At 56.6% G+C, this 11,825-nt stretch carries 12 protein-coding genes and 1 riboswitch; of the genes, 5 read left to right on the plus strand and 7 right to left on the minus strand.

From position 1 onward, the window contains the following. Positions 1-114: 114 nt before the first annotated feature. Both trhP and EDC30_RS11970 read right to left on the minus strand, forming a co-directional pair. Positions 115-1,479 carry a prephenate-dependent tRNA uridine(34) hydroxylase TrhP gene (gene trhP / locus EDC30_RS11965; RefSeq protein WP_132259078.1) on the minus strand — a complete coding sequence of 455 codons (1,365 nt, stop codon included), beginning with the start codon at positions 1,477-1,479 and terminating at the stop codon, positions 115-117. Positions 1,480-1,615: 136 nt separating this feature from the next. Further along, complete coding sequence (locus EDC30_RS11970) at positions 1,616-1,969, minus strand: winged helix-turn-helix domain-containing protein (RefSeq protein ID WP_132259079.1); 354 nt, start codon at positions 1,967-1,969, stop codon at positions 1,616-1,618. A gap of 107 nt (positions 1,970-2,076) precedes the next feature. Between EDC30_RS11970 and EDC30_RS11975 the strand changes: the two genes are divergently transcribed. Beyond that, positions 2,077-2,652 (plus strand): hypothetical protein, encoded by a 576-nt coding sequence (locus EDC30_RS11975; RefSeq protein ID WP_243656752.1) that lies wholly within the window; start codon positions 2,077-2,079, stop codon positions 2,650-2,652. Positions 2,653-2,715: 63 nt separating this feature from the next. On the opposite strand, the gene EDC30_RS11980 is transcribed toward EDC30_RS11975, so the two are convergent. Both EDC30_RS11980 and EDC30_RS11985 read right to left on the minus strand, forming a co-directional pair. Next, positions 2,716-3,669: an endonuclease gene (locus EDC30_RS11980; RefSeq protein WP_207907267.1), complete on the minus strand. Its 954-nt coding sequence runs from the start codon at positions 3,667-3,669 to the stop codon at positions 2,716-2,718. Positions 3,670-3,838: 169 nt separating this feature from the next. Next, complete coding sequence (locus tag EDC30_RS11985; protein WP_132259080.1) at positions 3,839-4,378, minus strand: CinA family protein; 540 nt, start codon at positions 4,376-4,378, stop codon at positions 3,839-3,841. A 201-nt stretch (positions 4,379-4,579) separates the two neighbouring features. On the opposite strand from EDC30_RS11985, the gene EDC30_RS11990 reads away from it, so the two are divergent. After that, a complete protein-coding gene (locus EDC30_RS11990) occupies positions 4,580-5,173 on the plus strand; it encodes a hemerythrin domain-containing protein (protein WP_132259081.1) in 594 nt (197 codons plus the stop codon). A gap of 203 nt (positions 5,174-5,376) precedes the next feature. Here the strand turns inward: EDC30_RS11990 and EDC30_RS11995 are convergent, their stop codons facing one another. Next, positions 5,377-6,831, minus strand: a complete 1,455-nt coding sequence (locus EDC30_RS11995) for a hypothetical protein (RefSeq protein ID WP_132259082.1) — start codon at positions 6,829-6,831, stop codon at positions 5,377-5,379. Between the two features lie 385 nt (positions 6,832-7,216). Between EDC30_RS11995 and EDC30_RS12000 the strand changes: the two genes are divergently transcribed. Then, on the plus strand, positions 7,217-7,942 hold the full coding sequence (locus EDC30_RS12000; protein WP_132259083.1) for a hypothetical protein: 726 nt from the start codon (positions 7,217-7,219) through the stop codon (positions 7,940-7,942). 62 nt (positions 7,943-8,004) lie between these two features. Here the strand turns inward: EDC30_RS12000 and EDC30_RS12005 are convergent, their stop codons facing one another. Then, a complete protein-coding gene (locus tag EDC30_RS12005) occupies positions 8,005-8,868 on the minus strand; it encodes a PA2778 family cysteine peptidase (RefSeq protein WP_165973805.1) in 864 nt (287 codons plus the stop codon). Positions 8,869-8,954: 86 nt separating this feature from the next. Next, the gene (locus EDC30_RS19765; RefSeq protein WP_243656753.1) at positions 8,955-9,593 is read right to left on the minus strand and encodes a PA2779 family protein; all 639 of its coding nucleotides are present in this window, start codon (positions 9,591-9,593) and stop codon (positions 8,955-8,957) included. A gap of 27 nt (positions 9,594-9,620) precedes the next feature. Here EDC30_RS19765 and EDC30_RS12015 point away from each other — a divergent pair, with 27 nt between their 5' ends. Together EDC30_RS12015 and EDC30_RS12020 are read left to right on the plus strand one after the other, a co-directional pair. Further along, on the plus strand, positions 9,621-10,748 hold the full coding sequence (locus tag EDC30_RS12015; protein ID WP_132259086.1) for a pyridoxal-phosphate-dependent aminotransferase family protein: 1,128 nt from the start codon (positions 9,621-9,623) through the stop codon (positions 10,746-10,748). Positions 10,749-10,825: 77 nt separating this feature from the next. Continuing rightward, positions 10,826-10,976: riboswitch (yybP-ykoY riboswitch) on the plus strand. A 133-nt stretch (positions 10,977-11,109) separates the two neighbouring features. After that, entirely contained in the window at positions 11,110-11,688 is a 579-nt protein-coding gene (locus EDC30_RS12020; protein WP_132259087.1) for a TMEM165/GDT1 family protein, read from the plus strand. The last annotated feature ends 137 nt before the right edge of the window (positions 11,689-11,825 follow it).

Raw genomic sequence — 11,825 nt, forward strand, 5'->3', positions numbered from 1 at the left:
AGAGCAATCATGCGATTTCATGCGCTGAGAGGGATCGGTGAATAGCAGGCAGGCAATGAAGCAGTAGATGCCTGTATGGCATCAACTGCTTCAGAAGTTTTTGTTTAAAGTAAATTACAGCAGTCGGGACAACAGGGCCTTGTCATACCGCGCATCGAGCGGGATGCGCACCCGGTGTCCGGCACCTGGCGCCACATCGACGGCATCGCCATCGAGCGTGCGCATCTGTTCCAGCGTGACGACCTGGTTGCCGCTCGGATGCAGCACTTCCAGCCGGTCGCCCACGGCGAAGCGGTTTTTGACTTCCACTTCGGCCCAGCCATCGACAATCGCCTGCACATCGCCGACGTAATGACTGCGATGGAGTTCGGAAGCGCCTTTCATGTAGTTCTGGTGTTCCTGCGTATGGTGGCGCTGATAGAAGCCGTCGGTATAGCCGCGGTTGGCCAGGCCCTGCAGTTCACCCAGCAGCTTGATGTCGAATGGCCGGCCAGCGACCGCATCGTCGATGGCCTGGCGGTATACCTGCGCCGTGCGCGCGACGTAATACAGCGACTTGGTGCGTCCCTCGATCTTGAGCGAATCGACGCCGATCTTCACGAGTCGCTCCACGTGCTCGACGGCGCGCAAGTCCTTCGAATTCATGATGTAGGTGCCATGCTCGTCTTCGAGGATAGGCATCAGCTCGCCCGGGCGGCCGGCTTCTTCGATCAGGTAAGGCTGGTCGGCCAGCGGATGGCGCGCCATGTCGCCCAGCGCGGAAAAGGATTGATTCGCGTCTTCCAGCGCCTGCTGGTAATTGAACTTGATGGTTTCGACCGGAATGCGCGCGATGTCGCCGCTGGCATCCTCGTTCGCATCCATGACCTTGTAATCCCAGCGGCAAGCATTGGTGCAGGTGCCCTGATTGGCGTCGCGATGATTGAAGTAACCCGACAACAGGCAACGGCCGGAATAGGCAATGCACAGTGCGCCATGGACGAACACTTCCAGTTCCATCTCAGGGCAGGTCTGGCGGATTTCCTCGATCTCGTCCAGCGACAGTTCGCGCGAGAGGATCACGCGGGTCAGGCCGATCTTGTGCCAGAACTTCACGTCCGCCCAGTTCACCGCGTTCGCCTGCACCGACAAATGGATTGGCACTTCCGGCCATTTCTCGCGCACCATCATGATCAAACCCGGGTCGGCCATGATGAGGGCGTCGGGTTTCATGGCGATCACGGGTTCCATGTCGCGCAGATAGGTTTTCAGCTTGGCGTTGTGCGCGAAGATATTGCTGGCGACGAAAAATTTCTTGCCACGCGCATGGGCTTGCTCGATGCCGGCTGCCAGTGTCTCGATCCGGGAAAATTCATTATTGCGGGCGCGCAGGCTGTAGCGTGGCTGGCCGGCGTAGACGGCGTCGGCGCCAAAGTCGAAGGCGGCGTGCATTTTTGCCAGCGAACCGGCTGGCAGGAGCAATTCAGGAGCGCGAAGCATGATGGCGGCAATTCGAAAATACGGGAAAGAGCAGGATTATAGCTGCCATGCCCGTTGATCGGGGCCGTCTTCTCCATGCCAGTCGCGGCATCCCAGGCAGGGTTGCCTTTCCGACGGCAGGCGGCTGGTGGTGGAATTATCCCTGAGTTGCCTTCACCATGCATTTCGACAGCTTGTCGAAATGGCTCAGGGCAGCCTGCGTCAGGTCGATTTGCTTGCGGCGCGTATCTTCGGTATCCGTCAGCACGATCCAGCCTTTTTCGCGCATGGACTTGAGCCGGCTGTGTATTGTCGCCGGCGAGCCGAACTCATCCTTTGCCATCATGTCGCGCACGGACAGTCTTTCCTTATCCTGCGACATGCGCGCAACCAGCGCAAGGATGCGTTCTTCGAGAGGATCGAGCGGCGGTAGCGAGGGCAGGCCGCGAATGGCTTCGGCCAATTGCAAGAAGCGCAAATAGATATCGGCAGGGCGCGTGTTTTTTTTCATTCCACGGTAGAACAGTGTTAATGTCTTGGCTGGCGATGCCGCCAGCGCAAATCATTCATGGCTGGTAGTCAATGAATTGAGAACATTTTACGTGAAAAAATGCTGTCATGAATTCATCGCTGAAGCTTAATGCGTCGATGGCTGCCGGTTCAGCCATTGTTTTTCTTCTTGTCTTCCTGGCCAATGAATGGCTGTTCAATAGTGACCGGTTTGAATTGGTCCGGGGCGTGAACTGGATTTATCTTCCTGCCGGCATGCGCCTGCTTTGCACGCTGCTGTTCGGCGGCGCCGGCGCCATCGGCGTGTTGCTCGCCTCCTGGATTACCTGCGTTTTCTATTTCTTTCCCGATGATCCCTTGCGCTCCTTCGCGGGCGGAATCGCTTCGGCGGCGGCGCCGTACCTGGTCTACAAGATGGCGCAACACTTATATGGCTTGCAGACTTCGCTGGTCAACCTGAATGCCAAACGCTTGGTGTTGCTCAGCGTCGCCTACTCGGTCGCCAGTCCGGTGCTGCACCATTTCTGGCTGCTGCTGCGCGGCGAGCCCCTGACCTCATCCTTTTTCGTCATGGTGCTCGGCGATTTGCTCGGTACGCTGGTGGTGATCTATACGATGAAGCTAATTTTGTCGGTTATCCCTATGCCGGGCCCGTACCGGAAAAATCGCGCACCGTCCGCTTGACGGCACGCGGTGCCATGCGTATTGGCGTGACAATGCGTATTTTCGGCCAATAACTTTCGACTTTCAGCTTAGCGTAGCAAGGCGGGCAACGGAGGTCTGCGGCGGCAGCACGCAGGTACGCGTGCCGTCGCGGCTGGATTTCGTTTCGCACGTCACGTAGGGCACGCTGTCTTCCGCCAAGGGGCGGGACAGAATCTTGTAAGTGTCGATATCTATGCCCGGATGCGGCGGCAGCACGAAATTGCGCCGGCGGCCTTCGAGTGAGCCGACATAGGTCCAACGATCGATGAGGTGCGCCTGCCGCCATTTGCCATCGGTTTCAATGATGGCGATAGGGCCGGCATACGGCCATACCGTGGCGTTCAGCTGTTCAAGGGCCGAGCGCAGGCGTTGCCAGTGTGCTTCCGGGGATTCCAGGCCGATGCAGGCGCCACGACATTGACCGAGCTGGTGAGAAAAGCAGGCGCGACCATTTATGGTGGCTTCTATTTTCAGCAGGGCCGGACACAAGCGATACTGCCGTACCAGTCTTTGCCAACCCTGCAGCGCTTCGCCGCGCGAGGCAAACAAGCCATGCATGGTCATCGGGGCATCGAGCATGTCCGTCTCTCCATAGCCCATCACTTGCGGGCAGCTGGCGTCGTTCGTCATGGCCAGCCCGAACGATTCGCCGCAAAATTTCAGCAGGACGTTGAACCTCGGCTGATATTGCTTGATTAATTGCGACTCCAGCAACAAGGCGCCAAGCTCGCCTGCCGTGCGGATGAAATCGATGTGTCTGGTCTCCGCCAGCATCAGGGCTTCTTCCGGCGTGCGTAGGTGCGCCAGCACGCGCGAGCGCAGGTTGACGCTTTTGCCGATATAAACCGGCTTGCCATACCGGTTCCGGAAAAAATACACGCCCGGCTTGGGTGGCAAGGCCGCCACGCTTTCCTGATCGATGTGCGAAGGGGCGATAAATTCTTCTGCCGGCCGGCGTGGCATGAGCAAGCCGACCGAGGTGACTCTGGGACGCATGATGCTGGCTAAGTGGTTGGCCAGGATCGCCGCGACATGGAAAACATGACAGTGACCTGGCAGTGGACCGCAGTCTGATAATTTTCCAGGGAAAAAGTTTCTTATTCCGCCAAATCGGCTCCGTCATATATAAATATTGCCAAGTCACATTGAGTAAAAGTCATCCATACTAAAACTGGCCGCCGGGTTCGCTGCCCGGATTGCCGGACTGAGCGCTATCGTTGACGCAGCATTCATACAAGGCCGGAATGCGGGTAATGGCATATTCGGCGGCTGCCTGGCGGACGGCATTGCGATCTCCCCCGAAATGCCGCTTCTCGGAAAAAATGCGCGGCCTGTCCTTCATGCGGAATGCCCAGGCAAAGCATACCGTGCCGGCCGGGATGCCGCCTTCGCCCTTGTCCGGTCCGGCCACGCCGGTATTCGCCACCGCCACGTTGGCTTCACTGATCCGCAATGTGCCCTCGACCATTTCGCGGGCAACTTCTTCGCTTGTCAGGTTGAAGCGCTCGATCGTTTCCTTTTTTACTCCCAAAATATGCATCTTGGCTTCTGGCGAATAGGTGACGTATCCGGACTTGAACCATTTGCCGCAGCCCGGCAAGTCCGCCAGCGAGCCGGCGATCAGGCCGGCCGTGCAGGATTCTGCCGTTACCACTGTCAAATCATGCTTGTCAAAAAATTCTGTCGCGGTTTTCAGGTTTTCCATGAGAGATCCTAGCGGGAGTGTCATGCTCCGTAGAAACGGGCGCGGTCGGTAAGACAGCAGAGCCGATATGCCAGAAATGCAAGTGCCGTGCCATTTGCTGCGAGACAGATTCAAGAACTAAGCTTTATCGCCTGGGTCGAATTCGAAACGTTGTGATTTGTGCAATATCATCCATTGTCATTCAACACAAAGGATTTGCCCATGAATGCCCTGACCAGCAAGTTGTCGCCTTCCATCACCAACATGATTCGCATGGACCATACCACCGTCCTCGCGACCTTCCATCAATATGATCCGAATGCCAGCGACAACACCAAGCAGGCATTGGTGCAGCAAGTCTGCCTGGCCCTGGAAATCCATGCGCAACTGGAAGAAGAAATCTTTTACCCGGAGATGCGCTCGGTGGCCGGCAGCAGCGATGTCCTGACCAAGAGCGTTCCGGAACATGACGAGATGCGCAAGCTGATCGCGCGCCTGCGCAGCATGACACCGGACGATCTGACCTACGACAGCACCTTCATGGAATTGATGCGCGACGTCATGCACCATGTGGCAGACGAAGAAACCGTGCTGCTGCCGGAAGCCGAGCGCCTGCTGGCAGATCGTTTGAATGAGCTGGGCGCGCAAATGACCAAGCGCCGTTTGCAATTGATGGCGCCGCATTCGGGTGAAATTGCAATGAATACGATGCGCACCATGCCGGCCAGTTCCATGCTGATGGCGGCCGGCGCCTTGCTGGCAGGCGGTTACTTGCTGAAGCGTTCTCGCGGCTGGCAATTCCGCAGGCATATGTGAGTCTGAAGCTGGCGAGATGTCGATCGCTGCGGTGCCCGGCGGCGTTGTTTAAGACGCCGAGCACCGCCGTGGCTCGCCTATCGTGATAGGGCGCTGACGGCATGCCAAGAGTACATTTAACAACTCGCGAATCACAAATCACGACTTAAAATTCGCAATTCACCACGCACGACGCACGACTGAACCTTGCGCTAACTTTTCGCCTAGTCTCGTGCTCCCAGCGCATTCGTCTTCCGCACCGATCCGCTCGCCAGATGGCGGTACTGCAGTGTGCCAATGATCGAGGAATTTCCGGTAAGAGAAGGCAGGCGCGGCCGATATGCCAAATCAATATCATTGAAATTCAATGACGCGAAATTCGTTCCGCGATAGTCGCCAGTCGGATTGCCGGTCGGGCAGTAGCCGACGAATACGTTGGCATCCACGGTTTTCGTGCCCGGCGCACTGGTATTGATAAAGAGCGGAAAAAGCTGGTGGTGGGTGTCGTCATAATATTTGGCGAGGGCGACGAAGGTATTGTGTTCCACCGTCAGGCCCCAGGTGCGCGCAGGGTTGGCGCTTTCCACGCCAAACGTCAGCGAAGCGCCATTCGAATTATTGCCCGAGTAACCCTTCACAAAGATATTGTTTCTCGCGACAAGCACGCCGCCATCAGGCACATCCAGCAGATACGTCTCTGTCTGCTGGCCAGCAGCGGCCTTGCTGCCTGTCAGATAACTGCCTTCGACGACGGTTCGTTGCGCCCGCGACTTCAGCGCATGCCCGTAATACGAATCATGGCTCCATGAGCTTTTCACCATGAAGGTGTAGTTGGGGTCGGTCTTGCTGGCATTGATATAGGCATTGTGTTCCGGGCCGCTGTTGCCGCCATTGGCATCCAGTTCTACATTATCGAGCAGCAGCGTACCGGTATTATTTCCGGTGGCGAAAATGCCATTGACCTGGTGCTGCTTGAACCCGGAAATTCTGACGTTACGTAATGTCAGGTTGGCTGCGCCATTGACATACACGGCGGCCTTGCCAAGATTGCCGCCGGTAGGGGAGTCGACAATGTCGATATTTTCAATGGTGATATTTGATGCCGGCGCCACCAGCGTATCCATCGCATCGATGCGGCCATTGATATAGATGAGCGACTGGCCGTAGTTGGCATTCGATGCGCCGGTCGGCGGATTGACGATGACCGGGCGTTTGCCATTCACCGTGACGCCGCGAATCGTGATGTTGGCCGGGACATCTACATTTCCAGCATTAAAGGCTGCATCATTAGCGACATTCGGGCCGATGTACATTTGCATGGTGGCGCCGCTATATACCGCCGGATAAATTTCAAAGATATCGCCATTGCGCCACTGCGTGTAAGGCAAACGGCGGAAGGGGCCGACAGTGGTGTCACGGCCATCCTGACTATTGGGAAGCGAGTAACCCGCATCACCGCCAAGGCTGGTGAATGTGGCGATTACGACCCCGTTGCGGATTTGCTTCATCAGCGGCATCCCGGAATTTGCCGGTGCCGGCTGAGAGAGCGCAGTGTCCGGGTTCCAGGCCCATTGCGTCGGATACGCATTGGTGCTGCAATACGTCGTGGCATAAGCGGTCTGCGCAGAATAGACGTCAGGCTCGCTGACCGGCGCCGTGGTGACTGTCGTTGTCGACATGCTGGTTGTGGTAGTCGCTGTGATTGTCGAGCCTGTACCAGCAGCCGCGCTGAAATTCGACATTGAACCGCCACCGCCGCCACATGCCAATAAGCTTAAGGCCAGCAGACATGCCGGTATGAGGGCGCTACGCTTGGCAAGCCGATTATGATGCGGACTCATCATGGTCGTTATCCGTTATCGCAGAAGTCGCTTATTACAGCCGAACTCCGTGGATGCGGATATCCCATATTTATGGGAGATGGAGGTCGCGCATAGGCGGAAATTGCCGCTATTTCGAACCGACCCGTAGTGGAATTTTAAGTGTCTGCATTTACAATTTTTGTGGGCGCTAAGCTTATAATTGTTGTGTAAATTCAAATATAAAACTTCTCGGGGGGATGGGATGCGAAAATTCTTAGTAATGCTGCTTGCAACAATTGTCTTGATGCCGGCGACAGCAGCTACGTTGGATGAAGATGTGGCGCGCTATATTCAGATTTTCAATAGCGATACCCATGCGCACCAGGAAGCAGTGGAGTCGCTTGCCTGGATGGGTCTTTCCGATACGCGGCTTTTCGATGTGATCGAGCGCCGCGTTAAAGACGAAGCAGACAGATTTCGGAATAATAAGGATGAGAAGAATCGTGTCGCCCGGTATATTCGCGCACTCGGGTTTTCTGGCCAGTCCAAATACGAGCCAACAATCCGCCAGTATCTGGCCGATCGCACTTATGAGCGTTATGCCAAAACCGCGCTGGAAGATATGGACGACTACCGAAAATGGAATCCGATTATCTCGAATCGCGCATCATTCGACCCTCGCTATAGCGACGATGTTAACCGGGTGATGAATATGCTTAAGTCTGACGACCCCTTGCTCAAGCGAGTAGCGGCGAAGCGGATCTATTTCGCACACCAGGACGACGTGCTGCTGGAATTGCTAGCTAAGGATCTGAAAGCAGCTTATCCGAAAGCCGATACGACTTACAGCGATGCCACGTCCTGGATGGTAAAAGCTCTCGGAAATGCAAAGAATCCAAAGTATCGTCCGCTGATTCAGGAGATTGCCGGTAATTCTCGTGATTCCAAGGTGGCCAGTTATGCCAAGAAAGCGCTGGAATCCTTTTAAGCTTATTAGTAGCTGAAGTGAACAATCATGAGGGCTGGGGCAATTGATCACAATTTCCCCAGTCAATGCTTCGCGTGAATTTCTTTCCTGAGTTCCAGGTAACGGGGCAGCCTCTCACCGCCAAGCGTTACCGCCCGTTCAATAGCCATTCCCGCTTCATCTAGTTTGCCCATGTCCAGCAAAGTCTGCGCCATATTGTTCCAGCCATCCGCGTTGGCTGGATACTGCCTGGTCATTTCACGGTACGCGTACAGCGCAACGTCGAGACGCCCCAGCGCATAGGCAGTATTGCCGGCGCCAAGCAGCAGCGTGGGATGACCTGGCCATTTTCGCAAGCCCGTCATATAGGCAGAATGCGCTGCTGCGGGAGCGACCAGCTCCATCGCCATGACGGCGGATGCATAAGACGCGACATCAGCGGTTGCCGGGATTTTGGTGGGCGGTAAAACCAGTATCGCCCAGTGGTCGGCTCGCTCCCACGTGCGTTCGAAGGCATAGAGCGACATTTCCATATCGCGGGTTCGGCCTGAATGCAAAGTCAGCGTATTGCGCTCCCGGTCAAATCCCGTGACCACGGCGTAATGCCAGACGGGTGAAATGGGGAAAGACAGGTTTTGCAGCACGATGACAGGATTGCCAGCCGCGACTTCCTGCAGCAAGGCTTTCATATTCGGCTTCAAGCGATAACTCAGCAGGCCGAAGTGCCGCCCCGCGGCGAACATCTCCACTTGCAGCGAACCTTTGCGGGCTGGGAGATAAACCTTGTCCAGTACATCCTCTGGTTGCAGATTGACTCCGGCGCCGCTTGCCGCCATGGCCATCGAAGCCGGGCCGCAATGATAATCTTCCTGGGGATAGAAGGGCACGCGCTCGACTTTGGCGCTGGTCGGTAATTCATCCGGCCAGCGTTTTTGCAGCGAGGCCATTTGAGGCGTCGCGCATCCGGCCAATAACAAGGCCAGGGTAAAAAGAACCGTGAGGAACGGTAGTGAACGGTAAGCGGGGCGCCTAATCATCTAATAGATCGGGTGAACGGGAAAACCTTGGTCAGGCCGAGGATATCCGTCACCAGCAAGATAACAAATACTGCAAACAGAACGCCGATAATCTCGCCGCCGGCCGGTGCCTGATCGATACGGGCGGCGAGTTGCTGCACTTCGTCGTCGGTCAGGGCACTGATACGGTCCAGCGCGGCTTGTGGCTCGACGCCATGTTCTTCCAGCGATTTGCGCACATCATCGCGCGAGAAAAAGCTGGTTACTCGCTCGCGCTCCGCAGTCATACCTGTCGCGGCCATCGCTTCGTGGGTACTGACAATGGCGGCGAAGGCATGCAGGGGAAAGCCGGCGGCGGTGAGGCACACTATCACTAGAGATGCAATGAAACGCCTGAATTTGGCCATCCTTATCTCCTTGTCGTAGAGGAATACGCAAACTGTAATTGAAAGATGCGTGAGCCTTTTGTATGACTCCGGCTGAGAGATTCCGACAACATCTTCGCTTCCAGAGATGGAATGCAAATGGAAAATTAAACGTAGACATTCACTTTTACTGAAAATGGTGTGCCTGAATTTGACCATTATCAATTCAATATCATTGCTGCACGTTTGTATGATCATGCGCAGCCAGGAAGGGCGGCTGCGGATGGACAATGCCTCCTCAAATCTTTGGAGACACACATGCCTGCCTTGCTGCCTCATCCAGATCCTGATGGTCTGCTTGAATATTCCGTGGTCTATACCGACCGCGCGCTCAATCACATGTCGCAACGCTTCCAGGGCGTCATGCGCGATATTTCTCGCATCCTCAAGACGGTGTACAACGCCGCCAGTGCCGTCGTGGTGCCGGGCAGCGGCACGTTCGGCATGGAAGCGGTCGCGCGCCAGTTCGCCACGGATAAAAAATGCTTGGTGATACGAAACGGCTGGTTCAGTTATCGCTGGACGCAGATTTTCGACATGGGCCTCATTCCGTCCGAAACCATCGTTCTCAAAGCCCGGCAGGTTGAGCCAGGCGCACAGGCCCCCTTCATGCCGCCGCCGTTGGAAGAAGTCGTCAGCGCCATTTATGCGCAAAAGCCCGACCTGGTCTTCGCGCCGCATGTGGAAACGGCTTCCGGCATGATCCTGCCAGACCATTACCTGAAGGCAGTCGGCGAAGCGGTGCGCGAGGTAGGGGGATTGTTCGTGCTCGATTGCGTCGCTTCCGGCACCGTATGGGTCGACACGGCCGACAAGTTTGTGGATGTGCTGATCAGCGCGCCGCAGAAATGCTGGAGCAGTTCGCCTTGCTGCGCCTTGATCGCCTTGAGTTCCCGTGCGCGCGAGCGTATCGATGCCACGACAAGCACCAGCTTTGCCTGCGACCTCAAGAAGTGGCTGCAGATTATGGAAGCCTATGAGACAGGCGCGCATGCCTACCATGCCACCATGCCGACCGATGCGCTGGCCGCCTTGCGTGACGTGATGCTGGAAACCGAAGCCCATGGCTTTGCCAGGGCTTGCGCCGAACAGCAGGCCCTGGGCCGCCAGGTGCGTGAATTGCTGGTCAGCCGCGGCTTTCCAAGTGTGGCCGCGGAAGGCTTCCAGGCGCCGGGCGTGGTGGTCAGCTATACCAGCGATCCGGAAATCCAGTCGGGTAAAAAATTCCTGGCGCTGGGCTTGCAGACGGCCGCCGGCGTGCCGCTGCAGTGCGACGAGCCTGCCGAATTCCGTACTTTCCGCCTGGGCCTGTTCGGGCTGGATAAGCTGCAGAATCCCGAACGTACCTTGCAGAACTTCGCGAAGGCGCTGGATCGGTTGGCATAGCGATTCATAGCCAGTCACGCAATATCACATCAGCATCATTGCCGCATGGCTCTCGACTGGCGAGATGCCATGCGGTATCATTGCAGCGTCATTGGGGAGTAGCCGCTCTTCGCTCGAAGAGGCTTATGTCAACACACTTGGCCCACAGGCCATGGCATAAGCGGTCCCTTAGATCACTTTTCAACATGTCGCTGGCAGCGTTGCGCATCCTTGCCGTACCTCGGTACTGCCTTCGTCGGCGCGCCTTGCCACCAGCATGTTGAAAGGTGCTCTAGCTTGGCAAGACCTTTGACCACATCGCTTCCGGAAGGGCCGGGGAGGCGTCGTGGTCATTTGGTTAATGCCGGCTCCGGAACCTCGTATGGAATCTCTCATCATCTCGACCGGCGTGGTCGCCCTGGCTGAAATCGGCGACAAGACGCAATTGCTTGCCTTTATTCTCGCTGCCCGTTTCAAGAAACCCTTACCGATCGTCCTTGGCATTTTATGTGCGACGGTTGTGAATCATGGCCTGGCCGGCGCGGTCGGCGCCTGGATCACCGCTGCCGTCAGCCCGGAAATCCTGCGCTGGGTTCTCGGCTTGTCGTTTATCGGCATGGCAATCTGGACGCTGATTCCGGACAAGATTGAGGAAGAAGAAACGCAGGTGGCGAAACGGCTGGGAGTGTTTGGCGCGACGCTGGTCACCTTTTTCCTGGCAGAGATGGGCGACAAGACCCAGATCGCTACGGTGGCGCTGGCAGCGCACTATGCGGCACCGATGATGGTGGTGATCGGTACCACGCTCGGCATGCTGATCGCCGATGTGCCGGCAGTATTTGTCGGTGACAAGCTGGCGGGCAAGATTCCGATGCGGCTGGTACATTCGATTGCTGCAGCTGTTTTTGCGGTGCTGGGTGTGGCGACCTTGCTGGGCGCCGGCGCAAGGCTCGGCCTGTAAGGCAAGCATCAAGCGGGAGGCGGGAAGCAGGCGAATGCTGCCATCCTTTCCGCTGCCCCCGCCATGATCAATTTCTGCCAGCCTGGTCCAATTTGCTTACGGGCTTACACGGACATATGGGCAATGACCAGCGTGGG

The organism is Paucimonas lemoignei (genome assembly GCF_004342585.1).
Classification (GTDB): domain Bacteria; phylum Pseudomonadota; class Gammaproteobacteria; order Burkholderiales; family Burkholderiaceae_D; genus Paucimonas; species Paucimonas lemoignei.